Source organism: Paraburkholderia sp. (genome assembly GCF_036488795.1).
Lineage (GTDB): Bacteria > Pseudomonadota > Gammaproteobacteria > Burkholderiales > Burkholderiaceae > Paraburkholderia.
Window position 1 is genome coordinate 12,143 of sequence record NZ_DASXHA010000141.1, and the last position, 26,291, is coordinate 38,433.

The 26,291-nt window shown below is 63.7% G+C and carries 23 protein-coding genes; 15 read left to right on the forward strand and 8 right to left on the reverse strand.

Going from position 1 to position 26,291, the window contains the following annotated elements; all coding sequences use genetic code 11:
* The first annotated feature begins 306 nt into the window (after positions 1-306).
* The 6 genes from VGH41_RS20710 (at position 307) to VGH41_RS20735 (ending at position 5,632) form a co-directional block, all read left to right on the forward strand.
* The gene (locus VGH41_RS20710; protein WP_331599424.1) at positions 307-1,023 is read left to right on the forward strand and encodes a c-type cytochrome; all 717 of its coding nucleotides are present in this window, start codon (positions 307-309) and stop codon (positions 1,021-1,023) included.
* Positions 1,020-2,363: a cytochrome c gene (locus tag VGH41_RS20715; protein WP_331599426.1), complete on the forward strand. Its 1,344-nt coding sequence runs from the start codon at positions 1,020-1,022 to the stop codon at positions 2,361-2,363. The genes VGH41_RS20710 and VGH41_RS20715 overlap by 4 nt, the downstream gene beginning before the upstream one ends.
* 93 nt (positions 2,364-2,456) lie before the next feature.
* A complete protein-coding gene (locus VGH41_RS20720; RefSeq protein WP_331599427.1) occupies positions 2,457-2,633 on the forward strand; it encodes a hypothetical protein in 177 nt (58 codons plus the stop codon).
* A 2-nt stretch (positions 2,634-2,635) separates the two neighbouring features.
* The gene (locus VGH41_RS20725) at positions 2,636-3,214 is read left to right on the forward strand and encodes a cytochrome C oxidase subunit II (protein ID WP_331599428.1); all 579 of its coding nucleotides are present in this window, start codon (positions 2,636-2,638) and stop codon (positions 3,212-3,214) included.
* A complete protein-coding gene (locus VGH41_RS20730) occupies positions 3,201-4,826 on the forward strand; it encodes a b(o/a)3-type cytochrome-c oxidase subunit 1 (RefSeq protein ID WP_331599429.1) in 1,626 nt (541 codons plus the stop codon). The genes VGH41_RS20725 and VGH41_RS20730 overlap by 14 nt, the downstream gene beginning before the upstream one ends.
* Positions 4,823-5,632 (forward strand): c-type cytochrome, encoded by an 810-nt coding sequence (locus VGH41_RS20735; protein WP_331599430.1) that lies wholly within the window; start codon positions 4,823-4,825, stop codon positions 5,630-5,632. Before VGH41_RS20730 ends, VGH41_RS20735 begins: the two co-directional genes overlap by 4 nt.
* Positions 5,633-5,671: 39 nt before the next feature.
* Here VGH41_RS20735 and VGH41_RS20740 read toward each other — a convergent pair whose 3' ends face one another.
* Positions 5,672-7,315, reverse strand: coding sequence for a methyl-accepting chemotaxis protein (locus VGH41_RS20740; protein ID WP_331599431.1), 1,644 nt, complete (start codon positions 7,313-7,315; stop codon positions 5,672-5,674).
* 365 nt (positions 7,316-7,680) lie between these two features.
* Here VGH41_RS20740 and VGH41_RS20745 point away from each other — a divergent pair, with 365 nt between their 5' ends.
* Positions 7,681-8,484, forward strand: a complete 804-nt coding sequence (locus tag VGH41_RS20745; RefSeq protein ID WP_331599432.1) for a hypothetical protein — start codon at positions 7,681-7,683, stop codon at positions 8,482-8,484.
* Between the two features lie 106 nt (positions 8,485-8,590).
* Here VGH41_RS20745 and VGH41_RS20750 read toward each other — a convergent pair whose 3' ends face one another.
* The gene (locus VGH41_RS20750) at positions 8,591-9,664 is read right to left on the reverse strand and encodes a Leu/Phe/Val dehydrogenase (protein ID WP_331599433.1); all 1,074 of its coding nucleotides are present in this window, start codon (positions 9,662-9,664) and stop codon (positions 8,591-8,593) included.
* 248 nt (positions 9,665-9,912) lie between these two features.
* On the opposite strand from VGH41_RS20750, the gene VGH41_RS20755 reads away from it, so the two are divergent.
* The 6 genes from VGH41_RS20755 to VGH41_RS20780 all read left to right on the forward strand — a co-directional run bounded on the left by VGH41_RS20755 (position 9,913) and on the right by VGH41_RS20780 (position 16,731).
* A complete protein-coding gene (locus VGH41_RS20755) occupies positions 9,913-10,389 on the forward strand; it encodes an Lrp/AsnC family transcriptional regulator (RefSeq protein WP_331599434.1) in 477 nt (158 codons plus the stop codon).
* Between the two features lie 649 nt (positions 10,390-11,038).
* Positions 11,039-12,655, forward strand: coding sequence for a peptide ABC transporter substrate-binding protein (locus VGH41_RS20760; protein ID WP_331599435.1), 1,617 nt, complete (start codon positions 11,039-11,041; stop codon positions 12,653-12,655).
* Positions 12,656-12,692: 37 nt separating this feature from the next.
* Positions 12,693-13,631 (forward strand): ABC transporter permease subunit, encoded by a 939-nt coding sequence (locus VGH41_RS20765; protein WP_331599437.1) that lies wholly within the window; start codon positions 12,693-12,695, stop codon positions 13,629-13,631.
* A 73-nt stretch (positions 13,632-13,704) separates the two neighbouring features.
* Complete coding sequence (locus tag VGH41_RS20770; RefSeq protein ID WP_331599438.1) at positions 13,705-14,613, forward strand: ABC transporter permease; 909 nt, start codon at positions 13,705-13,707, stop codon at positions 14,611-14,613.
* 1 nt (position 14,614) lies between these two features.
* Positions 14,615-15,625: an ABC transporter ATP-binding protein gene (locus tag VGH41_RS20775; protein WP_331599439.1), complete on the forward strand. Its 1,011-nt coding sequence runs from the start codon at positions 14,615-14,617 to the stop codon at positions 15,623-15,625.
* A complete protein-coding gene (locus VGH41_RS20780; RefSeq protein ID WP_414696689.1) occupies positions 15,574-16,731 on the forward strand; it encodes an ABC transporter ATP-binding protein in 1,158 nt (385 codons plus the stop codon). The genes VGH41_RS20775 and VGH41_RS20780 overlap by 52 nt, the downstream gene beginning before the upstream one ends.
* A 125-nt stretch (positions 16,732-16,856) precedes the next feature.
* On the opposite strand, the gene VGH41_RS20785 is transcribed toward VGH41_RS20780, so the two are convergent.
* Together VGH41_RS20785 and VGH41_RS20790 are read right to left on the reverse strand one after the other, a co-directional pair.
* Complete coding sequence (locus tag VGH41_RS20785) at positions 16,857-17,390, reverse strand: single-stranded DNA-binding protein (protein ID WP_331599440.1); 534 nt, start codon at positions 17,388-17,390, stop codon at positions 16,857-16,859.
* 110 nt (positions 17,391-17,500) lie between these two features.
* Complete coding sequence (locus tag VGH41_RS20790; RefSeq protein WP_331599441.1) at positions 17,501-18,691, reverse strand: MFS transporter; 1,191 nt, start codon at positions 18,689-18,691, stop codon at positions 17,501-17,503.
* 347 nt (positions 18,692-19,038) lie between these two features.
* Here VGH41_RS20790 and uvrA point away from each other — a divergent pair, with 347 nt between their 5' ends.
* Complete coding sequence (uvrA, locus tag VGH41_RS20795) at positions 19,039-21,912, forward strand: excinuclease ABC subunit UvrA (protein WP_331599442.1); 2,874 nt, start codon at positions 19,039-19,041, stop codon at positions 21,910-21,912.
* 35 nt (positions 21,913-21,947) lie between these two features.
* A complete protein-coding gene (locus VGH41_RS20800; protein ID WP_331599444.1) occupies positions 21,948-23,033 on the forward strand; it encodes an AI-2E family transporter in 1,086 nt (361 codons plus the stop codon).
* Positions 23,034-23,126: 93 nt separating this feature from the next.
* On the opposite strand, the gene purU is transcribed toward VGH41_RS20800, so the two are convergent.
* The 4 genes from purU to VGH41_RS20820 all read right to left on the reverse strand — a co-directional run bounded on the left by purU (position 23,127) and on the right by VGH41_RS20820 (position 26,180).
* Positions 23,127-23,996 (reverse strand): formyltetrahydrofolate deformylase, encoded by an 870-nt coding sequence (gene purU / locus VGH41_RS20805; RefSeq protein WP_331599478.1) that lies wholly within the window; start codon positions 23,994-23,996, stop codon positions 23,127-23,129.
* A gap of 95 nt (positions 23,997-24,091) precedes the next feature.
* A complete protein-coding gene (locus VGH41_RS20810) occupies positions 24,092-24,940 on the reverse strand; it encodes an NUDIX hydrolase (protein WP_331599445.1) in 849 nt (282 codons plus the stop codon).
* 19 nt (positions 24,941-24,959) lie between these two features.
* Positions 24,960-25,574, reverse strand: a complete 615-nt coding sequence (locus VGH41_RS20815) for a LysE family translocator (RefSeq protein WP_331599446.1) — start codon at positions 25,572-25,574, stop codon at positions 24,960-24,962.
* A gap of 39 nt (positions 25,575-25,613) precedes the next feature.
* The gene (locus tag VGH41_RS20820) at positions 25,614-26,180 is read right to left on the reverse strand and encodes an adenine phosphoribosyltransferase (RefSeq protein WP_331599447.1); all 567 of its coding nucleotides are present in this window, start codon (positions 26,178-26,180) and stop codon (positions 25,614-25,616) included.
* Positions 26,181-26,291: the final 111 nt, after the last annotated feature.

Below are 26,291 nucleotides of genomic sequence, written 5' to 3' on the forward strand. Positions count from 1 at the left end.
GGGCCCTTGTTGACGCATGCGGAAATCTCGTGCGGTCATCGGCTTGCAATAAGGTATAGCGCAGCGCAAGAAAGTAAATTGCTCACGCCCGAACACTTCACCCCACAGGCGTTTGCGCATCATCGGCGTATCGAATCTGGTAAATGCATGGCCGTATTGATTCGATCTGCTCACCAATCAAATTAATCCTTTCTGATTCATCGTTTCGCAGTTGCGGTCCAAAGCAGGTTTGAAGGGTTGTCATGCGGCGAATTTCGCATGCGTGAGTAACGTGCGTGAAAACGCGTTCTCCCGACGAGGCTTGGCGTGCATCGCAGAACTATCGGATCGTCCTTTCTGTTTTTGATTTGCGCTGCGTGGACTTGCGCGACACTCGCCGCCACCGACGCAGCCACGCCCATGCCGTCCGCCATGGACGAGCGCGTGCGCGCCTGCACCTCCTGTCACGGCGTGCAAGGCCAGGGGCTCAACAACGACTACTTCCCGCGCATCGCCGGCAAGCCGGCCGACTATCTGTTCAATCAGCTGATCTCGTTTCGTGACGGCGGCCGCACCTATCCGCCCATGGGCTATCTGCTCGCGTTCCTGCCCGACGACTACTTGCGCAAGATCAGCCAGTACTTCGCGGACCTGCAGCCGCCCTATCCGAATGCGGACACCGGCAATGTTTCGCCCGCAGTGCTGGAATACGGTCAGCGGCTCGTCACACAGGGCGATCCCGCGCGCAAGCTGCCCGCCTGCGCGGCTTGCCACGGCGCGCGTTTGACCGGCGCCCAACCGGGCATTCCGGGCCTGCTGGGTCTGCATGCCAGCTACATCGCCGGACAGATGGGGACCTGGCGCTCCGGCACCCGTCATGCCGTTGCGCCGGACTGCATGCACTCGATTGCCGTCAAGCTCACCGACCGGGACATTACCGCCGTGTCCAGCTGGCTCGCGCGTCAGCCGCGGCCGGCGGACCCGCGACCGGGCGCGGCGAGCGACGGCAAATTGCCGTTGGCCTGCGGGAGTCAACCGCAATGAAGCCGATCTCCTTCTCTCTCCTGGACGCATTCTGCAAGCGCTGCTGCGCAATCGCGTGGCGCATCGTGCTTGTGGCTCTGATCGTGACTTCGCTTGCGCCGCATGCGCCATTGCTCTCAGGCGCGTTCGCAGCCGAAGCGGCCGAAGCGGCCAGCAACGCGACGCCTGCCGACGATACGCGCCCCGACATCGTCAAGCGCGGCGAATATCTCGCGCGCGCCGGCGATTGCATTGCATGCCACACCGCCCCGCGCGGCAAGATGTTCGGCGGCGGCCTGCCCATGGAAACGCCCTTCGGCACCTTCTATTCGCCGAACATCAGCCCGGACGCTCAGTACGGCATCGGCGCATGGAGCACGCAAGCCTTCTTCAAGATGATGCGCACCGGCCGCAAACCGGACGGCAAACTGATCTACCCGGTGATGCCGATCGCCCAATACACCAAGGTGACGCGTGAAGACTCGGACGCGATCTTCGCGTATCTGAAATCGGTCCCGCCGGTGCGTCAGCCGAACAAGCCGCATGCCTTGAAGTTCCCGTTCAACCAGCGCGACCTGCTGCTCGGCTGGCGCACGCTGTATTTCCGCGAGGGCGAGTACAGGCCGGACCCGACGCGTTCGGTGGAATGGAATCGCGGCGCCTATCTGGTGGAGGGCCTCGGCCATTGCACGATGTGTCACACGAGGATCAACCTGCTGGGCGGCTCGTCGCCGCGCGAACAGTTTGCGGGCGGCTTGATCCCCGTGCAGAACTGGTACGCACCGTCGCTGACGTCGGACAAGGACGGCGGCCTCGGCGACTGGAGCGTGAAGGACATCGTCGATCTGCTCCAAGCGGGCATCTCCGATCGCGGCGCGGTCTACGGACCGATGGCCGAGGTGACCTATCACAGCCTGCAGTACATGACGGACGACGACGTCAAGGCGATGGCCGCCTATCTGAAGACGCTGCCCGACAACGACCGTGGCCGCAAAACCGGCCCCTCCGCCAGCACCGACACCAAGGTCTTCGCGCTCGGCGAACAGATCTACGCTGACAAATGCGCGCTGTGCCACGGCGCAAAGGGCGAAGGTCACGTGCAGCATTACCCGCCGCTCGCGCAGAACCAGTCGATCGAAATGGATTCGGCCGTCAATCCGATCCGGATCGTGCTGAACGGCGGCTTCCCGCCAGGCACGCAACGCAATCCCGAGCCGTATGGCATGCCGCCGTTCGGGCAGGAGTTGAGCGACGCGGATGCCGCCGCGGTCGTCACCTATATCCGCACCGCCTGGGGCAATCATGGGCACCCGGTGACGGAGCGTCAGGTCAACGAACTGCGCAAGGCACCCCTTCATTGATCCATCCACGCAGCGCTTCGAGTGAGTTGCAAGTGAGTCTGGCAAAAAGCGCGTGTGTGAGCTGTTCGATACGTTGATCCGGAGAACCTGCAGATGGACGCCAACGACACCCAGAGCACCGCCCCACCGACGGATGAAGAGGTGGAACGCGTCGTTGCAGCCGGCCCGCACGGCGCGATCGCGGTGGCCGGCGTCGCCGCGCTGGTCGTGGTGGCGATCTGGTTCGGCTTCTACTTCTTCGTCTTTCTGCCGCGCGGCGTCATTCACTGACCATGTCGACTCCTTCTCCTTCTCCCGATCACACGTCTGGCGGCCACGCCGTCGCGCTGCGCGCCGAGCGGCGCTGGGCCATTTTCGCGGCCGCCCTGATCCTGCTGATGCTGGTCGTGGTCGTGTTTACCGGCGTGCACTGGGCGATGATGCCGCCGTCGCGCGTCGAGACCGTCGATCCGACACGTCTGCAGCTCTCCGGTGAATTCGTCGAAGAGAATCTCGGCGCGGCCGTTCAGCCAGATGGCTCGGTGGTGGTGCGCTTCATCGCGCAGCAGTATTCGTTCACGCCGCAATGCCTGCTGGTGCCGACGGACACCCCCGTCACCTTTCGCACCACCAGCGCGGACGTGGTGCACGGCCTGCTCGTTACCGACACCAACATCAATACGATGGTGGTGCCCGGCTATATCGCCACGCTGACGACGAGTTTCGATCACCCCGGCGATCATCTGATGCCGTGTCACGAGTTCTGCGGCTTCGGCCATCAGACGATGTGGGCGCATGTGAAGGTGATCGACAAAGCCGCTTTCCTCGAGCAGGCTCGACAATCACGGAGGCTCAGCTGTGTTTCTCGCTAAGCGACTCGTTCTTGCGCACTTCTGGCTCGCCTTCATCACTTTTCTGCTGGCGCTCTTCATGGGCTCGTGGCAAATGCTGGTGCGCAGCCCCCTGCTGCCGTGGGTCGGCGATCCTGAGCTTTACTATCGCTCCGTCACCGCGCACGGCACTGTGATGGCCTATGTGCTGCCCACCCTGGTGGCGATGGGCTTCGGCTATGCGATCGTCGAACTGGCGCTGCGTCAGCCGCTGGTCGGGCTCCGGTGGGCGTGGGCCGGCTTCATCGTGCTGGCCGTCGGCGCGGTGGTCGCGATGATTCCGGTTTCGATGGGCGACGCGTCGGTGCTGTTCACCTTCTATCCGCCGCTGATCGGCAGCCCGCTCTATTACATCGGCGTGGTGCTGGTGGTGGTCGGTTCGTGGATCTGGGTCGCCCTGATGTATGTGAACCTGCGCGTGTGGAAGCGCGCCAATCCCGGCAAACCGGTGCCGCTTGCGATGTTCGCCAATGTGGCGGGCGCGTATCTGTGGGCGTGGACCGCGATCGGCGCGGCGCTCGAAATCCTGCTGCAGATCCTGCCGGTCGCGCTCGGCTGGAAAGCCACCATCGACGCGGGGCTCGCCCGCGTGCTGTTCTCGTGGACGCTGCATGCGATCGTCTATTTCTGGCTGGTGCCTGCGTATATCGCGTACTACACGATCGTGCCCCGCGCGATTGGCGGACGCCTCTATAGCGATTCGATGGCGCGCGTGTCGTTCGTCCTGTTCCTCGTCTTCGCGATGCCTATCGGCATTCATCACCTGTTCGCGGATCCGCAGGTCGGCGCGGGCTTCAAGTTCATGCACGCGGCGTTCACGGGGATGGTGTCGGTTCCGACGCTCTTGACCGTCTTCACGATCTGCGCATCGGTGGAAATCGCCGGGCGGCTGCGCGGCGGCAAAGGCGCGTTCGGCTGGCTGGCCGCACTGCCCTGGCGCAATCCCATGATGCTGGTGATTGCGTTTTCCTTCGTGATGCTGGGACTGGGCGGCGCCGGCGGCCTCATCAACATGAGCTACCAGTTGAATTCGACGATCCACAACACGCAGTGGGTCACCGGCCATTTCCATCTCATCTACGGTGGGGCGATCGTCATCATGTACTTCGCGATTGCCTATGAGCTGTGGCCGCAACTCACGGGACGCGCGCTCTGCTCGCTCAGTCTGGTACGCACGCAGCTCTGGCTGTGGTTCATCGGCATGATGGTCGTCACCCTGCCGTGGCACTACGTGGGGCTGCTCGGCGCGCCGCGCCGCATGGCCTACTACGACTACAGCGCACCGGGTCTAAGGGAGCAGGCCGTGTGGGTGGCCATGTCGGCCATCGGCGGTTTCGTGCTGGTGATCTCCGGCGTGCTCTTCATCTACATTCTCGCGAAGTCCCAGCTCGGACCGCGCGTGCAGCCGAACGAATTCCGCTTCAGTACGGCCACGCAACCGGTCGATCACGTGCCGGCCGCGCTCAACAGCTTCGGGCTGTGGGTCGGGTTGATGATCGGCCTCACCGTCGTCAATTACAGCGTGCCGATCTTCCAGCTGGTGCGGCTGCAGCAGACTTCCGTGCCGGCGGTCGTGGTGGGAGCCCAGCGATGAACGAGGAACGCGTTTTCAGCCTGCGTAACCCCTGGTTCAGGACAAGCGTGGGCGGTGTGATCGCATTCGCGATCATCTCGATCCTGATTGGCTTTGTCTGGCTGCCGTCCGCGAACCGCGACTTCAGCGGACACGGATTGTGGGCGACCATCTGCAGCGCCGCGGGGGCGCCATCCAGCTGGTACGACGCCGGCTCGAACCTTGCAGGGACCGCCCCTAGCGAAGTGGTCGTGCTGCCGCCGCATCGCGAACGCGTCGACGCCAGTTCGATTGGACGCGGCGCAACTTTGGCGACGCAGAACTGCTCGATGTGCCACGGCGTGCTCGGCACCGTGCAGGTGACCGCTCCGGCGCTCGCAGGTCAGTATGCCGATGCGATCTACAAGGAATTGCGCGACTATCAGACCGGCGAGCGCGTCAGCGCGGTGATGCAGCCCATCATCCGCAATCGCAGCGAGCAGGATCTTCACGACCTGGCGGCTTATTACGCGTCCTTGCAGCGCGCGGCGCCGGCCGAAAGCGGCGCATCAGGCGAGGGGCTGGATGCCAATGCGGTGAAGCTCGCGATGCAAGGCGACCCGATGCGCAACATCGCACCGTGCGCCGCGTGCCATGGACAGCTCGACCGCAAGGGCGCCGCGCCGTGGCTTGGTGGCCAGTCGTCGATCTATCTGGCGGCGCAGATGCAGCGCTTCGCCACCGGCGAGCGCCGTAATGACATCAATGAGCAAATGCGCAATATCGCGCGGCATCTGACGCCGGATGAGATCGACGGTCTGGCAAAGTACTACGCCGCGCAGCCTTGAGCGCGGTGTGACGCGCGGCGCCGGGTTCGGACCGTTCGCTTATGCGGAAGCCGCGGCGGCCGCAAGGCCGGCATTCGCGCGCAGGCTGCTTGCGAGGCGCGCGCGGGCGTCCGACGACGAGCCGTTCGACTCGGTGCGGAACACCGCCACCGCAGCCGTCAGACGGCGCGCCTGATCTTCCAGCGAGCTCGCCGCAGCCGCGGCCTGTTCGACGAGCGCCGCATTCTGCTGCGTGACCTCGTCCATCTGCGCGACCGCCAGGTTTACCTGATCGATACCCGTGCTCTGTTCGTTCGCGGCGGCGGCGATCTCACCCATGATCGCGCTCACGCGAGCAATTGCATTGACGATCTCGGTCATCGTCGAGCCGGACCGTTCGACCAGTTGCGCGCCCGACTGCACACGCGAAGTCGATTCGTCGATCAAGCCTTTGATCTCCTTTGCCGCGCCGGCGCTGCGCTGCGCGAGCGAGCGCACTTCGCTTGCGACCACCGCGAAACCCCGACCCTGTTCGCCTGCCCGCGCCGCTTCAACGGCGGCGTTGAGCGCGAGAATATTGGTCTGGAACGCAATGCCTTCGATCACGCCGACGATGTCCGCGATGCGGCGCGAATCGTCGACCATGTGATTCATCGTGCCGACCACCTGTTGCGTGAGCTCGCCGCCCTGGGCGGCGAGGCTCGACGCGCCTTGCGCGAGCGTGCTTGCCTGTCTGGCGTTCTCGGCGGTCTGCTTGACGGTCGACGTGAGTTCTTCGATGCTCGCCGCGGTTTCTTCCAGCGATGCCGCCTGCTCTTCGGTACGTTGCGACAAGTCCGCGTTGCCGGCGGCGATTTCGCTCACGCCCGTGTCGATCGATTCCGTGCCTTGACGCACCGTGCTCACCGTCGAAATCAGCGAGTCCTGCATCTTGCGCAGCGCGGTGGCGAGCTTGCCCATCTCGTTGTTGCTCGTCGCATCGATCCTGCCGGTCAGATCGCCACTCGCGATACGCTGAAACTGCGCGATCGTCGCATCGACCGGATGCACGATCGCACGCACCAGCACCAGCCGTCCCAGCCAGGCGAGCAGCAGCGCCAGCACCATGCCCACCGCGACCGCCACGCTGATCGCATAGAACCGGTCTTGCGCGTCCTGATAGCGTTGCGCGCCGTGATCGAGCTGCAGCTTCTCAAGCGTGAGCATCGATTTTTCGTAGGCGTTGTAGAGCGACGGCAGCTTGTGCGCCTGCAATTGCTGGAAGGTGGCCTTGTCGCCGGACTTGAGCGCAGCCATGGCCGGCTCGACGCCGTCGTGCAGGAACGTGTCGCGCTTGTCCTGCATATCCTTGATGAGATGCTGTTCTTCGTCATCCGAACCAGCACGGCTCACATAGTGGGCGAGGCGGTCGTTCGATACTTTGAGATACTGATCAAAGCGTTGCAGCACTGCCGACGCGCCATCCTGATCGTTGAGATCGGATAACGACGCGTACGTGGCCAACGCGAGGCGCAGGCGCAACAACTGGCCGGCGCTGCCTTCGAGATCGGCAACCGCGGGGGTGTCCACCGTATACATCTGCTGCAGCGAAGCGTTGCTCGCGCGCAGAGATAGCAGCCCGGCCGCCGCTCCGATCAGCAGTACGACGCCGAAGAAGGCGATCATCACGGTCAGGCAGGCGCGAATGGACAGATTTTTCAACACGGACTGGTCTCCTTTGGGCTTACCCGGCGGAGGTCAGCAAAGACTTCTCCTCAGGCGTGCTGCGCCCAGGCCGCATGGGCCAGGTCCGCAACTTGATTGATATTTAAGCGAGCGCCTCACAGATGGACTACGGCCAGATTAAAAAAAACTTTATAGTCGGGCCGGGCGATTGGCCTGAGCGCCTGTTGCGGCTGGCTGGTCCGCGATTCGGAGTTCCTTACCGTTCCTCTCGTGATCCTGAATATTGAGCGCTTTGCAACCCGAAGGGCTCTTCGGGCTTCGAACCGGACGGCACGTTTCGACCTTGTCCTCATTCGCGACTTGATGGAAAGTAGCGAAACGCCGTTTCCGCGGAGCGCCGCGCCATGTATGAGATCGGGTCTGCCCTGGTGGTGTTCGCCTTGCTGCTGATCAGCACGGGGGTGGGCGTCTTCGTCAGGCCGCTGCTGCCCGAAGAGCACAAGGCGCACGAAACAGTGCAGCTCATCCAGCTGGTGATCGGCATGCTCGTCACCTTCGCGGCGCTGGTGCTGGGCTTGATGACCGCATCCGCGAAAAACAGCTTCGACACGGTCGGCACCGATTTCCGCACGTATTCCGCCGATCTGATCGAACTCAACGCCACGTTGCGCCAATATGGCGAAGGCGCCGCCGAGGTGCGGCAAATGCTGCGCGCCTACACCGCCGCGGCGATTGCCAGCACCTGGCCGGACGAACCGTTTCCTGCCGGCGACTATTATCCGAAGGACGTGGGCCCGGAGAACGATCGGGACAAGCTGGAAGACGTGCGCCTCGGCGACATGCTCAATCTCGCGGGTCAAAGGCTGCGGGAACTGGTTGCGCCGGATGTGTACCATCAGAAGCTGAAAGACGACAGCATCGTGCAATTCCAGCGGACCATAGATCAGCGCTGGAAGCTGATCGAAGAAGCGCACAGCACGATCTCGAAGCCGTTCTTCATGACGCTGACGTTCTGGCTGATCGTCATCTTCCTGAGTTTTGGCCTGATCGCGCCGCGCAATGCGCTGGCGCTGGTGATGATCACGATGGGCGCGCTTTCGATCGCCTCAGCCGTCTACGTGATGGTCGATCTGGATACACCGTTCTCCGGCCCGATCGTGATTTCGAGTCAGCCCATGCGCGATGCGCTTGCCCACCTGAACCGGTAAGCGTGACGCAAGGCCCAAATACAAAGGGGCGTCCTGTTCATCACAGGACGCCCCTTTGTGGTTCCGGCGCCGCCGCGATTGCAACGGCGCCGGGCTGTGATTCGCCTCAGCAGGCGACCATCTTCTCGCGCGCCCACGCCACCGCCGCGCGCGCCGGCGCGACACCCGTGGCCTGCACGCGCTCCGCGAGTTCGAACACGCGCGGACCGATTTGCGCGACTTCCGCGAGTACCGCCTGCTCTTCGGCCGAACCCTGATATTCCCGCACACAACTAATGATGCCGCCTGCGTTCACGAGGAAGTCCGGCGCGTAGAAAATGCCGCGCCGATGCAGCACGTCGCCTTCAGCCAGCGAGAGCAACTGGTTGTTCGCGCCGCCGGCTACCACCTTGAAGCGGCACTGCGCGGCCACCGACTCCGTGATCGAACCGCCCAGCGCGCACGGTGCAAACACGTCGGCTTCGACGCCGGTGATTTCCGTCGTGCTCACCACGCGCGCATTGAAATGTTGCTGCGCGCGAGCGGTCTTGCCGGCGTCGATGTCCGACACGATCAGTTGCGCGCCCGCTTGATGCAGACGCTCGCACAGATCCCAACCCACCGAGCCGAGACCCTGCACCGCTACCGATACGCCGTCCAGCGACTTGCGCCCGAGCGCCGCTTCGACCGCGGCCATCAAACCGACGAACACGCCATATGCGGTTCGCGGCGACGGGTTGCCGCCATACACGTCATTGGCGCGCGGAATGCCGCTCACGTAGCGGGTTTCGCCTTGCACGGCGCGCATGTCGTCGGCGGTCGTGCCGACGTCCTCGGCGGTGATGTAAATGCCTTCCAGCGACTCCACCAGCCGACCGAACGCCTTGAAGAGCGCGGCACGGTCGAGCGTTTCCGGACGGCGCAGGATCACCGCCTTGCCGCCGCCGAACGGCAGATCGGCGAGTGCGTTCTTGAAGGCCATGCCTTGCGAAAGACGCAGGGCGTCGTTGTACGCCTCATGGTCCGACGCGTATTGCCAGAAGCGGCAGCCGCCGAACGCGGGGCCGCGAGCCGTGCTGTAGACGGCAACAATGGCTTGCAGGCCGGAGGCTGCGTCGGTGGCCAGCACGATGCGTTCGTGGGCGGGTTCGCCGTGCAATCCGAACAGGGTGCCGGCAGCGGTGGTCGTCAGTCGGTCCATCAGGTTTCCTTCCTTGTGGGCGGGCAGATCGGGATCCGCGCGAAGCGATCGCTTCACGCGAGACCGCAGGCCTTCCGGATCGCGGAGGCCTGCGGAGTAAAGGCGAGGCGGCTGTCGTTCAGCACGTCTCGATCGCAAGAGTGTACGAGGCCAATTCTGGAGATTTCTTCTGTTTTGTCTGGCATCATGGCTCCCGCGGCAGAAACATCGCCTGCAGTACAAGCCATTTAAAGACGATTCTTTTGCAGATGCCTACATCCATGTCCATCAAGCTCGACGCCATCGATCAACGCATCCTGCGCGAACTGCGCGGCGACGGCCGCCTGTCCAACGCCAGACTGGCCGAGCGCGTCGGCCTGTCGGCCACGCCTTGCTGGAACCGGGTGCGTGCGCTGGAGGAAGCGGGGGTGATCGAAGGATATGCGGCGCTGCTCAACCAGAAGGCGTTGGGTCTGCCCGATACCGTCATCATCGAGGTGACGCTGGACAAGCACGACGAACGCACGCTCGAGCGCTTCGGCGAGGCGCTTGCGGATTTGCCGGAGGTCGTCGAGGCGTTCCTCATCTCCGGCGAATACGACTATCTGATCAAGGTCGCGGTGGCGGGTACCGAAGGGTACGAGTCGTTTTTGCGGCGCAAGCTGTACCGGCTGCCGGGGTTTCAGAATAGCCGCTCGACCTTTGCGCTGCGGTGTCTGAAGCGGTCGGTGTCGGTCGAGCCGTGAGGGCCTCGAACGCAGGTTGCGTGATGCTGCACGGGCCAATCGAAGCGGTGCGAATCCTGCACCAGAATACCGTAGACGATTCCCTCTAGTTTTTGAACGCCCAATCCTGGCGGACTTTCAGCGTGATATAAGCTCGAAGCCAACCGGGACGCCGGGCATCCATACGGGCGCCTATCCAACGGTTCTTTTTGTAATCAGATCAAGCATGTCGCATGCAGGTCGCAGAGGCGGCGCAGCGTTTCACGGAGCGCGAACCGTCCGCTGGCATGTGTTCTGCTGTTGCTGCCGTCGCCTCAAACCAGCGTGCCGCCGACACAATCGGCGCCGCACCCTGATGGAACTTTCAATATGGAAAGCGCCAAGATTGTGGCTTTAACGACAGGAAGAACGGTAAGTGAAACGTATGAAAATGGTATTGGCCGCCGGCATCGAAGCACCGGGTAAGCACCGACTGGCGCCGCAAGACCCGCACTACCCCACTACCCTGAGCCATCCGCCCGCGCGATGGCCGCGAGACATCTCACCGGACACACCCTCGCACGCTGCCGTCCTGGCAGGGGCCGCTTGCCCCTCGGACTGATGCGAGCGTCGTCGTGCCACGGCATTGCCTTTCTTTTCCCCGTTCTCTCATCATCTCTCTGATCAGGCTATGAAACTGTCGCGTTCTTGCAGTGCGGCGCTCGTTGCGCTCATGTTCACATTGGCCGGCGGCGCGTCGGCGGTCACGGTGCCGCCCGGCGTCTCGCTCGCGGCGAAACAGGACATCACGCGCCAGGTGCCGACCGAAGTCGAATCGCTCGACCCCGCTCATATCGAATCGTGGACCGGCAACACCATCGGCCTCGACCTGTTCGAGGGCCTCACGCGTCTCGACGCCTCGGGTGCCGTGGTGCCGGGCGTCGCGCTGTCGTGGACGCGCACGGCGCCGGACACGTGGGTCTTCAAGCTGCGTCATGACGCGAAGTGGAGCAACGGCCAGCCGGTCACTGCGGCGGACTTCGTGTATTCGTGGCAACGCGTGCTGGATCCGAAGACCGGTTCGAAATACACGATCCTCGTCGAATTCATCAAGAACGCCAAATCGATCATCGCCGGCAAGGCCCCGCTCACGTCGCTGGGTGCCCGCGCGCTGGACCCGTACACGCTTGAAGTGAAGACCGAAGTGCCGGCCGCGTTCTTCCCCGAGCTTGCCGCCATGGCGACGATGGCGCCGGTGAACAAGGACACGGTGACGAAGTTCGGCGACAGCTGGACGCGCCCCGGCAATCTGGTGAGCAACGGCGCATACAAGCTGACCACGTGGGAGCCGAACAACCGCATCGTGATCGTGAAGAACCCGAATTACTGGAACGCCCAGCACGTGGTGATTTCCTCAGTGACCTACGCGATGGTCGAAAGCGACGAGACGGCGATGCGCATGTATCAGTCCGGCCAGCTCGATTACACGTACGCGATTCCCTCCGGCATCTACACGCAAGTCGCGAAGCAGTTCGGCAAGGAACTGCGCACCGGCCTGCAGATTGCCACCTACTTCTACAGCCTGAACGATCCGGATCCGGCCTTCCGTGACCCGCGCGTGCGCCAGGCGCTGTCGATGGTGATCGATCGCGACCTGCTCACGTCGCGGCTCACGCAGGCAGGCGAAGTGCCGATGTATGGCCTGATCGCGCAAGGCACCAAAGGCGCCGACGTCTACAAACCGGACTGGGCGAGCTGGCCGATGCCCAAACGCATCGAGTACGCGCGCGGTCTGCTGAAAGCCGCCGGTTATTCCGACGCCAAACCGCTCACCTTCACGCTCACCTACAACACGAACGATCTGCACAAGAAGGTCGCGCTGTTCGCGACCTCAGAGTGGCGCACCAAGCTCGGCGCGAACGTCAAGCTGGAAAACGTCGAGTACAAGGTGCTGCTGAGCGAGCGCCATGCGGGCAAGATCCAGGCATCGCGCGATGGCTGGTTCGTCGACTATAACGACGCCATGTCGTACTTCGATCAACTGCGCTGCGGCAGCGTGCAGAACGACCAGCAGTACTGCAATCCGCGAGTCGATGCGCTGATCGACCAGGCCAACGCCCAGCTCGACGACCAGAAACGCACTGCCCTGCTCACGCAGGCGCACAATCTGGCGATGAACGACACGCCGTTGATTCCGCTCTTCCAGTACTCGGCGGACCGGCTCGTGAAGTCGTACGTGGGCGGCTATCTGCCGACCAACTATGTCGACCAGCGCGCGTCGCAGGACATGTACCTGCTGGCCCACTGATCGCTGACCATCGACCACCGAAGCAACGAGATCCGTCATGCTCGCTTACGCGCTGCGCCGCACCCTGTGGGTCATTCCCACCGTTCTCGCCGTCATCACCGTGTGCTATCTGATGCTGCACCTGACGCCCGGCGGCCCGTTCGATACCGACAAGCATCTGGCCGCGGCCACGCTTGCCAACCTCAACGCGAAATACCACCTCGACCTGCCGCTGTGGAAGCAGTACCTGCTGTATCTGGACGCGCTGCTGCACGGTGACCTCGGGCCGTCGACGCGCTACGTCGACTGGTCCGTCAACGACCTGGTGAGCAAGGCGCTGCCGGTCAGCCTCGGAGTGGGCGGCTTGTCCGTGCCGATCGCGCTGGTGCTGGGCGTCGCGCTCGGCACGGCCTCCGCGGTGCGCCGCGACGGCTTGACCGACCGCGTGGTGATGCTGCTGGGCAATCTCGGCAACGTGGTGCCGCCGTTCGTGCTCGGTCCGGTACTGGTGTGGATCTTCGCCATCCTGCTCAAGCGTTCGGACGGCCATGGCTGGCTGCCCGCCGGCGGCTGGGGCGACGGCGGCTGGCACTATCGCGTCCTGCCGATGGCCCTGCTGGTGATCATCAACGTGTCGTCGATTGCGCGGGTGATGCGCGGCAGCATGATCGAGGTGCTGTCGGGCAACTTCATCCGCACCGCGCGCGCCAAAGGTCTGCCCGGCCACGTGATCGTGCTGCGGCACGCCATGAAGCCCGCGCTGATGCCGGTGGTCTCGCTGCTCGGTTCGATCTGCATTTCGTCGATCACCGCCGCGGTGGTCACGGAATCGGTGTTCGCGCTGCCGGGTCTCGGCCAGCTGGTGGTGGACGGCGCGATCAATCGCGATTACACGCTGGTGCTCGGGCTCGTCGTGCTGACGACGGTCGCAGCGGTGCTGTTCAACCTGCTCGTCGATCTGGCCTACGCGTGGCTCGACCCGCGCATCCGCTACTGAGGCGCCCGCATTGGTTTCCCTGCGGATCATTTCCCTATAGCCAGCTTGCTCACCGACATTTGCCAGCAAAGTCATGAACTCATCCACTCCCGCCGCGCCCGCCGCCTCTACGGGCTCACCTGGCAACAGACCGCGTTCGCGTAGCCCGTTGGCGCTCGCGTTTGCCCACTTCCTGCGCAATCGCGCCGCGCTTGCGAGCCTCGTGATTCTCGCGTTGATCGTGCTGGTGTGTTTTGCCGGTCCGCTCTTCCTGTCCAACGACCCCACCGCCAATGACTGGTCCGCGATCAGCATTGCGCCCACGCTGCAAGGCCAGCACTGGTTCGGCACCGACGAACTCGGCCGCGACCTGCTGGTGCGCACGCTCGCTGGCGGCCGCGTGTCGCTCGAAGTCGGCTTGCTCGGCACGCTGGTGTCGGGGCTGATCGGCGTGGCGTGGGGGGCGACGGCCGGCTACATCGGCGGGCGCACTGACGCGGTGATGATGCGTATCGTCGACATGATGTACGCGATTCCCTACATGCTGATCGCCATCCTGATGATGACGCTGTTCGGCCGCGCCTTTTATCTGGTGGTGCTGACCATCAGCGCATTCTCGTGGCTCGATATGGCGCGCGTCGTGCGCGGCCAGACGCTCTCGCTGCGCACGCGCGAATTCATCGATGCGGCGCGCGCCACCGGCGTGAAGACGCCATCGATCATCGCGCGGCACATCGTGCCGAACCTGCTCGGCGTGGTGGTGGTGTACGCGACGGTGACGGTGCCGGGCATCGTGCTGACCGAGTCGGTGCTGTCGTTTCTGGGTCTCGGCGTGCAGGAGCCGATGACCAGCTGGGGTGTGCTGATCAACGACGGCGCGCAAAAGCTGGAGTCGATGCCGTGGCTGCTGCTCTGCCCGGCCATCATGTTGTGCGTCACGCTGTATTGCGTGAATTTCGTCGGCGACGGGCTGCGCGACGCGCTCGATACCAAGGAGCGTTGAGATGGGGTTGCTCGAAGTCAAGGACCTGGGCGTGCGCTTCACGCGCCGCGAAGGCGCGCCGGTGGATGCGGTGCAACGCGTGTCGTTCACGCTCGAAAAAGGCAAGACGCTGGGGATCGTCGGCGAGTCCGGCTCCGGTAAGAGTCAGACGGTGATGGCGTTGCTCGGCCTGCTGCCGGGCAACGGCCAGGCATCCGGCGAGGCGGTGTACGGCGGGCGCAATCTGCTGACGCTGAGCCCGCGCGAGATGAACCAGATTCGCGGCGACCGGATCGGCATGGTGTTTCAGGATCCGATGACGTCGCTCAATCCGTTTCTGACGGTCGAGCGCCAGATGACCGAGGCGCTGCAGCAGCACCGCGGCGTGTCGCGCCGCGAAGCGCGCCGCCAGGCGATCGCCGCGTTGCAGCGCGTGTGGATTCCGGATGCGGCGAAGCGGATTGATCGTTACCCGCACGAGTTCTCCGGCGGCATGCGCCAGCGCGTGACGATCGCAACCGCCCTGTTGACCGAACCGGAAATCCTGATTGCCGACGAGCCGACTACCGCGCTCGACGTCACGGTGCAGGCACAGATCATCGAACTGCTGCGCGAGCTGAACCGCGACCTCGGCACCGCGATCATTCTGATCACGCACGACATGGGCGTGGTCGCGGGGCTCGCCGACGACGTCATGGTGATGTACGCCGGCCGCACCGTGGAGCGCGCGAGCGCGCAGGCGCTGTTCGAAACGCCGACGCATCCGTACACGCGCGGTTTGCTGAACGCGCTGCCGCGGATTCCGGATGGCGCGGACGAGATTGACGACGACGAAGCGCCGTTGCGCACGATTGCCGGCAACCCGCCGGCGCCGGGCGAGGCGATCGAAGGTTGCGCGTTTGCGCCGCGCTGCGCGTGCGCGACCGAGCGCTGCCATGGCACGCGGCCGGCGCTCGAGCCGATCACGGGGATCAGCGACGGATGGCGCGCATGTCTGCGGCCGGTCACAGAGATTGCGGAGGTGGTGCGATGAGTGAAATGGCGACCCAGGGTGCAATCCGCAGTGAGGGCGGCACAGCAAACCCTCCGATGCGCGGCGCGGCCGTTCCGGTGGTTTCAGGCGCAGCGGGCGAAACGGTGTTGTCCGTGCGCGACCTCAAAGTGCATTTCCGCGTGCCGCGCGGCGCTTACCCATGGTCGAGCAAGGCGACGCTGCGGGCAGTCGAAGGCATCACGTTCGATGTGCGCCGCGGCGAGACCGTGGGGCTCGTCGGCGAATCGGGCTGTGGCAAGTCGACACTCGCACGGGCGATCGTCGGCCTCACGCCGGTGACGGCGGGCAGCGTGCGCTGGCGCGAGACCGAGACGGTGCGCGACGACGGCCAGCGTCCCGCGGCTGCAATGGAGCGGCTGCGCAAAGACGTGCAGATGGTGTTTCAGGACCCGCTGGCGTCACTCGATCCGCGCATGACGATCGAGCAGATCGTCGCCGAACCGCTCAAGGTGCAACGCCCCGGACTTGGGCGTGACGAGATTCATGCGCGCGTCGTAACGATGCTCGAACGGGTGGGTCTGGGCAAGCACCATCTGTCGCGCTATGCACATGAGTTTTCGGGCGGCCAGTGCCAGCGGATTGGCATTGCGCGCGCGCTGGTCGGTGAGCCGCAGCTGGTGATCTGCGATGAACCGGTGTCGGCGCTGGATGTGTCGATTCAGGCGCAGATCGTCAATCTGCTGCGTGATTTGCAGCGTGAGCTGTCGCTGTCGCTGCTGTTCGTCGCGCACGATCTGGCGGTGGTGAAAGCGATTAGCCACCGGGTGCTGGTGATGTATCTGGGACGCGTGATGGAGCTGGGGACGAAGCGCGAGGTGTATGGCTCGCCTCAGCATCCTTATACGCGCGCTTTGCTGTCGGCGGTGCCGCGTCCGGATCCGGCAACCGAACGGACCCGCAAGCACGCGGTGTTGAGCGGCGAGATGCCGTCGCCGTTGAACCTGCCGTCGGGGTGTGCGTTTCGAACGCGCTGTCCGGAGGCAATCGGCGCGTGTGCGGAAGAGGTGCCGCTGTCGATTTCCCGCGGGACGGGGGATCGGCGGGTGGCGTGTATTCGGGTCGGGACGGCGACCACTCCCGTGTGAGACGGTGTTGCCGCAAAGGTGTTGCTGCAAAGGTGTTGCTGCAAAGGTGTCGATGCAAAGAAAAAGCCCCGCTCAATGTGCGGGGCTTCTCGATTCGCTCTGGTGGTTCAGCGGCCTGGAAGGCGTCAGAACGGAATATCGTCATCCATCTCATCAAACCCGCCGCCGGCCGGCGCGCTCGGACGGCTCGCACCGCCGCCGCTACCGCCGCGCGAAGCGCCACCGCCACCGCCCGACGCCACGCGGCCGCCACCGCCGCCGCTACGCTCGGACGGCTCACCACGGCTATAACCGCCGTCGTCACCGCCACCGCCCATCGCGCCGCCGCGGCCACCCAGCATTTGCATCTGTTCAGCCACGATTTCCGTCGAATAACGGTCGGTGCCGTCTTGCGCTTGCCACTTGCGCGTACGAATCCGACCTTCGATATACACCGACGAACCTTTCTTCAGATACTCGTTGACGATCTCAGCGAGACGGCCGAAGAACGAGACGCGATGCCACTCGGTGGCTTCCTTCATCTCGCCGGACGTTTTGTCCTTGTACCGGTCCGTCGTTGCAAGGCGGATGTTCGCCACTGCGTCACCGCTCGGAAGGTAACGGACTTCCGGATCGGCTCCGAGGTTGCCGACGAGAATGACCTTGTTCACGGATGCCATGAGTTTCTCCTGTTGATTCCGTTGCAGGTGGCGCGGCAACGCACGTTTCACATCTCGAGGCCGGGGGGCCCGGGACCGAACTGCGCCTCAGCCGGCCACCGGTGAGTTTGTTATGCCTTCTTGCGAGGCGGTTGTTTCATGTTTGCCGCGATTATAAGCCAGCAAAATACCAGCCCCGAACAGGCGAAGAAGACAGCACTCTGTCCATCCGTTTTCAAGAGCCAGCCGCCGATCACGCCGCCCAACGCAAGACCGATGGACTGGGTGGTGTTATACACGCCGGTCGCCGCGCCCTTGCGCGAGCCCGGCGCCAGTTTCGACACCAGCGAAGGCTGCGAAGCCTCAAGAATATTGAAGCCCAGAAAGTAGACAAACAGGATCGCCGCCACACTCAGAATGGTATGCGGCGCGACGCCCAGCAACAACTGTCCAATCAGGATAAGACCGATCGCACTGACCAGCACCATCTTCATCTTGGCGCGCTTTTCCGCGACGATGATGGCCGGCACCATCATCACGAAGGCGAGTCCCATGACCGGCAGATAGACTTTCCAGTGCGCCGCGACCGGCAAGCCACCCGCCACCAGAATGCGCGGCACCACGAGGAACAACGCGGTTTGCGTGGCATGCAGCACGAGCACGCCAAAGTTCAGGCGCAGCAATTCGACGTTATGCAGCACTTCCGAAAACGGCGCGCGCACATGCACCGGCTTCGGCGCGTCCGGCACGACCCACAGCACCACGCCCACGGCCAGAATCGAGAAAATGCCGACCAGCGTGAACAGCCCGCTCATGCCGACCCACTGGAACACGATCGGCGCGCCCACGATCGCCACCGCAAACGACACGCCTATGCTGCCGCCCACCATCGCCATCGCCTTGGTGCGATGCTCTTCGGAGGTAAGGTCCGCAATGAACGCGAGCACCGCGGAAGATACCGCGCCCATGCCCTGAATCACCCGGCCGACGATGATCCACGTCATATCGTGCGCGCCCGCCGCGACGAAGCTGCCGAGCGCGAAAATCAAAAGCCCGATCGCGATCACCGGCTTGCGGCCGATCTTGTCCGAAATCCAGCCGTAGAAGATGTACAGAAGCGATTGCGTCACGCCGTACGCACCGAGCGCGATACCCACGAGCAGCACGTTGTCGCCGCCGGGGATCGTCTTCGCGTAGATCGAGAACACCGGCATGATCATGAACAGGCCAAGCATGCGCAGCGCAAAAATGCCGGCGAGCGACACGGTCGCGCGCAATTCAGGCGCGCTCATGCGTGAGGATGTTGCGGACGGATTGGACATCGGGAACGTAGTTTGAATGAACGAGACGGCTTGCCGTCAGACGAGCTCGCAAGGTGAAACACGCTGGGTAAAGTGCCGCGAGGCGGCATACCGTAGCGCGCCTACCGTCGGGCGGCCCGCCGTGAGCGGCCGGCACCGGTAGCAGGCACTTCCTGCCGCCTTGTAGTCGCGAAAAATGGCCCCAGCTGGAACCCATTCAACACGGCGCTCGACCGCTGCCTTACAGTCTGCCCGCGCCTCTTGCGCGTCGTCAGGAAGCCGTAACAGCGGTCTTGAAAAGTCGTTATAGTAGCAGGTTTAGCCTCTTCCTCTTTCCGCCAGCTCATGGCCAGGTAATGGATCAACGCGTGGAACAAATCCGTATCCGTGGGGCTCGTACCCACAACCTGAAGAACGTCAGTCTCGACCTGCCACGTCACAAGCTTATCGTGATCACGGGCCTGTCGGGCTCAGGCAAATCGTCGCTTGCCTTCGACACGCTCTACGCGGAAGGACAGCGGCGCTACGTCGAAAGCCTCTCTGCCTACGCGCGCCAGTTCCTGCAATTGATGGAAAAGCCCGACGTCGATCTGATCGAAGGGCTCTCCCCCGCCATTTCCATCGAACAGAAGGCTACGTCGCACAATCCGCGCTCTACGGTCGGCACCGTCACGGAGATCCACGACTACCTGCGACTTTTGTTCGCACGGGTCGGCACGCCGTATTGCCCGGACCACGAAATTCCGCTGGAAGCGCAGAGCGTCTCGCAGATGGTCGACGCCGCGCTGGCGCTGCCGGAAGACACAAAGCTGATGATCCTCGCGCCGGTGGTGGCGAACCGCAAAGGCGAGCACGTCGAACTGTTCGAAGAAATGCAGGCGCAAGGCTTCATCCGCTTTCGGGTGCGCTCAGGCGGCGGCACGGCTAACGAGGGCGTCGCGAAGATCTACGAAGTGGACTCGCTGCCCAAACTGAAGAAGAACGACAAGCATACGATCGACGTCGTGGTCGACCGTCTGAAAGTGCGCGCCGATATCAAGCAGCGCCTCGCCGAATCGTTCGAAACCGCCTTGCGCCTCGCCGACGGCCGCGCCATCGCGCTCGAAATGGACACCGACAAGGAGCATCTGTTCAGCTCCAAGTTCGCCTGCCCGATCTGCTCGTACTCGCTGCAGGAGCTCGAGCCGCGCCTGTTCTCGTTCAACAACCCGATGGGCGCCTGCCCGGAATGCGACGGCCTCGGTCAGATCACCTTCTTCGATCCGAAACGGGTGGTCGCGCATCCGTCGCTGTCGCTCGCGGCGGGCGCCGTGAAGGGCTGGGACCGGCGCAACCAGTTTTACTTCCAGATGCTGCAAAGTCTCGCGGCGTTCTACGAGTTCGACATCGACGAGGCCTTCGAAGATCTGACGGAGAAGGTCAAGAAGATCCTGCTGTTCGGCTCGGGCAAGCAGACCATCCCGTTCTCGTACATCAACGAACGGGGCCGCGCATCGATTCGCGAGCACGTGTTCGAGGGGATCATCCCGAATCTCGAACGCCGCTACCGCGAGACCGATTCGGTCGCGGTGCGTGAAGAACTCGCCAAATACCAGAACAACCAGCCCTGCCCGGCCTGCGCCGGCACCCGTCTGCGACGCGAAGCGCGCTTCGTGCGGATCGGCGCGGACGGCGACGCGCGCGGCATCTTCGAAATCAGCGGCTGGCCCTTGCGCGACGCGCTCGGCTATTTCCAGACGCTGCGACTGGAAGGCTCGAAGCGCGAAATCGCCGACAAGGTGGTCAAGGAAATCGTCGCGCGGCTGATGTTCCTGAATAACGTGGGCCTCGACTATCTGTCCCTCGAGCGCAGCGCGGAAACGCTATCCGGCGGGGAGGCGCAGCGCATCCGGCTGGCCTCGCAAATCGGCTCCGGTCTGACGGGCGTGATGTACGTGCTGGACGAACCGTCGATCGGCCTGCATCAGCGCGACAACGACCGTCTGATCTCGACCTTGAAGCACCTGCGCGATCTGGGCAATTCGGTGATCGTCGTCGAACACGACGAGGACATGATCCGCATGGCCGACTACGTGGTCGACATGGGACCCGGTGCCGGCGAACACGGCGGCATGGTGATCGCCGAAGGCACGCCGAACCAGGTGCAGGCGGACGCGGCTTCGATCACCGGTCAGTATCTGTCCGGCGCGCGCTGCATCGAGTATCCGGACGAACGCAAGGAGCCGGACGAGCGCCGTCTGCGTATCGTCGAGGCGTACGGCAACAATCTGCAGCGCGTGACGCTCGATCTGCCGGTGGGCCTCCTCACCTGCATCACCGGCGTGTCCGGCTCGGGCAAGTCCACCCTGATCAACGACACGCTGTATCACGCGGTCGCGCATCACCTGTATGGCTCGTCGGCCGAGCCGGCGCCGTATGAAGCGATCGAAGGCCTCGAGCACTTCGACAAGGTCATCAACGTCGACCAGTCGCCGATCGGCCGCACGCCACGCTCGAATCCGGCCACTTACACCGGCGTGTTCACGCCGATCCGCGAACTGTTCGCGGGCGTGCCGGCTGCCAAGGAACGCGGCTACGACCCGGGCCGCTTCTCGTTCAACGTGAAGGGCGGCCGCTGCGAAGCGTGCCAGGGCGACGGCGTGCTGAAGGTGGAAATGCACTTCTTGCCCGACGTGTACGTGCCTTGCGACGTCTGTCACGGCAAGCGCTACAACCGCGAAACGTTGGAAGTCCAGTACAAGGGCAAAAATATCAGCGAAGTGCTGGAGCTCACCGTCGAAAACGCGTACGAGTTCTTCAAGGCAGTGCCGGTGGTGGCGCGCAAGCTGAAAACGCTGCTGGATGTGGGGCTGGGCTACATTCGCCTGGGGCAATCGGCAACCACCTTGTCGGGCGGCGAAGCGCAGCGAGTCAAACTCTCGCTGGAACTGAGCAAGCGCGATACCGGTCGGACACTGTATATCCTCGACGAACCGACCACAGGTCTGCACTTCCACGATATCGCGCTGCTGCTGGAAGTGATTCACCGTTTGCGTGATCAGGGCAATACTGTCGTGATCATCGAGCATAATCTCGATGTGATCAAAACTGCCGACTGGCTGATCGATCTCGGTCCCGAAGGCGGCGCCGGCGGCGGTCAGATCATCGCGCAAGGCACGCCGGAACAGGTCGCGAAGTCGAAGGCAAGTTTTACCGGTAAATACCTGGCGCCGTTGTTGAAACGCGCTTCCGCCAAAAAGTGATGCTGCAACCTTTGGGTTGGATACGGAAATAAGCCATGACCAAGCGTAACGAGGCGCCCGAAGACGGGCAGGTGCAGGATCTGCGCCCTCGCCCGGTCAGGCTGACGAGCGACATGAGCCTGCCCAAACTGTCGGCGGTGGAAATTGGCAGCTACCTGGCCATGCTGCTCGGCATGTGGGCGGTGCTCGATCTCAACCTGCTCGGCGCATTGCTGGCCGGCCTGCTGGTGTATCAGCTCATCCAGACTCTCGCGCCGCGTATCGAAAAGCATATGTCCAGCGGGCGGGCGCGCTGGCTGTCGGTGGTGATTCTCTCGGTGGTGATCGTCGGCAGCCTGACGGGGCTCGTGATCGGCCTCATCGATCATTTCGAGGGCGACGTGCCCAGCGTGCAGAAACTGCTCGATCAAGCCATGCAGCTGATCGACGAGGCGCGCAGCCGGATTCCGCAATTCGTCGCCAACTATCTGCCGGTCGACGCCGACCAGATGAAAAGCCGTGCAGCCGAACTCATGCACACGCACGCGGGCATGTTGCAGCAAGGCGGCAAGAATGCGGCGCGCGTCTTCACCCATATCCTGATCGGCATGATCATTGGCGCGATCATCGCAGTGGGCGCGCAGCGGCCCATGCAGCGGCTGCCGCTGTCCACGGCCTTCGTCACGCGCGTGACGCGCTTCTCCGACGCCTTTCGGCGCATCGTGTTCGCGCAGGTGAAGATTTCGGCCATCAACGCAACCTTCACCGGCCTGTTCCTGCTGGTGCTGCTGCCCATCTTCCACGACCGCCTGCCGCTCTCGAAGACGCTGGTGCTCGTCACGTTCATCGTCGGCTTGCTGCCGGTGATCGGCAATCTGATCTCCAACACCATCATCGTCGCCGTGGCGCTCTCGGTCAGCTTCCCGGCGGCCACCATGTCGCTCGTGTTTCTGATCCTGATCCACAAGCTCGAATACTTCCTGAACGCGCGCATTGTCGGCGGTCAGATCGAGGCGCGTGCGTGGGAATTGCTGATCGCGATGCTGATCATGGAAGCGGCGTTCGGCATCCCCGGCGTGATTGCCGCGCCGATTTTCTACGCGTACATCAAGCGGGAACTGATTTATTTGCGGCTGGTTTGAACGCGTGAGCGAGGCCCAAACCGGTCCATAAAAAAGGCTGCCTGTCATGACGACAGGCAGCCTTTTTTTTGCGCAGCAGCCCGACCGGTCAGATCAACGGAACACCACCGTCTTGCTGCCGTTCAGCACGATGCGGTGTTCGACATGCCACTTCACCGCGCGCGCAAGCGTCACGCATTCGACGTCGCGGCCAATCGCCGTCAATTGCTCCGGCGTCATGCTGTGGTCGACGCGCTCCACTTCCTGCTCGATGATCGGACCTTCATCCAGATCCGTCGTCACATAGTGCGCGGTCGCGCCGATCAGCTTCACGCCGCGGTCGAACGCCTGGTAGTACGGCTTCGCGCCCTTGAAGCTGGGCAGGAACGAGTGGTGGATATTGATCGCGCGGCCCTGCAGGCGCTCGCACAGCTGCGGCGACAGAATCTGCATGTAGCGCGCAAGCACGACCAGATCCGCCTGATGCTCGTCGATTACCTCGAGTACGCGCGCTTCCTGGGCAGCCTTCGCGTCCGGCGCAGACGACGTCAACGGGAAGTGATGGAACGGAATGTCGTAGCTCGCCGCGAGCTGATAAAACTCTTTGTGGTTCGAAATGATGGCCGCAATCTCGATGCCCAACTGACCGGTGCGGTAGCGGAACAGCAAGTCGTTCAGGCAATGGCCGATCTTCGACACCATGATCACCACGCGCGGCTTCACGTTCGCGTCGTGCAACTCCCAGCGCATGCCGAACTGCCCGGCGAGCGTGCCGAACGAAGCGCGCAGCGCGTCGAGCCCCGGGTCGCCGCCCACCTGCTGGAAATGCACGCGCATGAAGAACTCACCGGTATGGCTGTCGCCGAACTGCGCGGAGTCCAGAATGTTGCTGCCGCGCTCGAACAGGAAGCCCGAGACCGCATGCACGATGCCGGGCCGGTCGGCGCACGACAGTTTGAGAATAAAGCTGTGATCGGTCGACATGACCTGGGTGACTCCCTTCTTCAATGCGTATTTCGTTCAGCGCGAAGCGTAACTGCTGCGCACTGTTGATCTGCTGACCATTGCCTCGCGCCTGGTTACGCCACGGCTGGCGGCACGAACAACGCGTCGATTCCTGCGCACGCGTCTGCGTCGATCCAGCGGCGGCGCAGCAGGCAATCCAGCGTGGCGAGGCTGGCGTCGACGGTCATGGCATCTTCTTCGATCCAGCGCGCCACTTCGTCGATCCGCGCAAGCCGGTGTTCGCCTACTTCGCCATCCTGATTACGCGGCGCGAAATCTTCCGGCAACGCAAGGTCGTAGACGAAGATCTGCTCGGCCTGCGTGCCTTCCGGCAGCGATTGCAGCACATGCAGCGTGCGGCCCGGCGCGGCGCGCGCCGCGATCTCTTCAGGAATGCCCGCTTCTTCCCAGCACTCCTTGACGAGGGTGGCCGCAATGCCGAAGCCCCAGCCGATTCCGCCGGCCACCACGTTGTCCAGCATGCCCGGATCGGTTGCCTTCGTGTCGCTGCGGCGCGCGATCCACAGTTGCGGCGCGCCGTCCGCGTATTCTACGACGCCGTTCAGATGCACCGCGTAGGTCATCGTGCCGAAGAAGCGCGACGCGGCGCGTTCGATGTACGCGAGCGGCGCTGCGTCGAAGGCGTTGCGGATCGCGTACGTCTCGTCGCGCCAGCCCGGAATGCGCCCTTCCGCGGCGAGCGCGCCGATCACCGCACCCAACGCGGCGCTGCGCAGATCGACCGAAGCGAAGCCGGACGACAACACGACGCCCGCCGCGTCGATCGCGAACACATCCGGCCAGCGGGCCAGCAACGGCACGTCGGCACGACGGATCCAGCCGACCTGCTGAGCGTCGATGTAAAACGGCTGATGCGCTTGCGCATCGAAGCCGCGTGCTTTGGTAATGCAAGGCAAAGTCATGAAGGCTCCCGCACAAAACTCAATCGCGCAACGCCACGCGAATCCCGATCGCGATGAAGGTCGCGCCCGCCAGACGATCGAGCCACACGCCGACGCGCGGACGGCGCTTCAGCCAGCTGCCGATCATCCCCGCGCACACGCCGAACAGCGAAAACACCACGACGGTCTGCAGCATGAACAGCAGGCCCAGTTCGAGCATCTGCAGCGGCACGCTTTGCACGCCATGCGCGTCGATGAACTGCGGCAGGAACACGAGGAAGAACAGCGTCACCTTCGGATTCATCATGTTGCCGAACACGCTCTGACGAAACACCGACCATAGCGCCTGCGGCGGGCGCTCATGCGCGGTGGCCAACCCCTGGCTGCGCAACGCCTTGATGCCGATCCACACCAGATAGGCGGCGCCCGCGTACTTGATGGCCTGGAAAGCCAGCGGCGACGAGCGCAACAGCGCAGCCACGCCGAGCGTAGCGAGCGTGGTATGAAACGTGATGCCGGCCGCAAAGCCGAGCGCGGCCACGAGCCCTGCCGCACGGCCCTGCGAGATGCCGCGTGCGAGCACCTGCAGATTGTCGGGGCCGGGCGCCAGCGTGATGGCTATCGAGGTGGCGAGGAACAGAAGGAAGTTGGGCATGCTGCTTACCTTGTCGCAAATCCGTCGCGGGGTTGGACTCTAGTGACCGCCGAACTCCGTCACCGTATACAGCGGCAGGCCCGCCGAGCGCAACAGGCCGGAGCCGCCCAGGTCCGGCAGATCGATGATCGCCGCGCCTTCGACCACCACCGCGCCCAGCCGCTCCAGCAGCTTCTTGCCGGCCATCATGGTGCCGCCGGTGGCAATCAGATCGTCGACGATCACGATCCGGTCGCCCGGCTTGCAGGCGTCCTCGTGGATCTCCACGGTCGCCGTGCCGTATTCGAGCTGATACGACTCGGACGCGGTCTTGTACGGCAGCTTGCCCTGCTTGCGGATCGGGATGAAGCCGAGATTCAGTTCATACGCGAGCACCGGCCCGAAGATGAAGCCGCGCGCATCGAGGCCGGCGACGTAGTCGAGCTGTGCGTCGATATAGCGCTGCACGAACAGGTCGATCAGCACGCGAAACGTCTTCGGCTGCTGCAGCAGCGGCGTGATGTCGCGAAACTGCACGCCGGCCTGCGGCCAGTCAGGCACGGTGCGAATCTGGCTTTTGACGAACGCAGCCGCATCGAGCGGAGCGCTCGCAAGCGCGTTGGACATGATGACTCCCGACGGGTCCCCTTGGACCCAGGTAAAAGGCTTAAATGACTGGTGCGGCAATGCTGCGCTGCGCGCTTCTTACGACTTGCGGTACGTCCGCCGGCCGCGCGC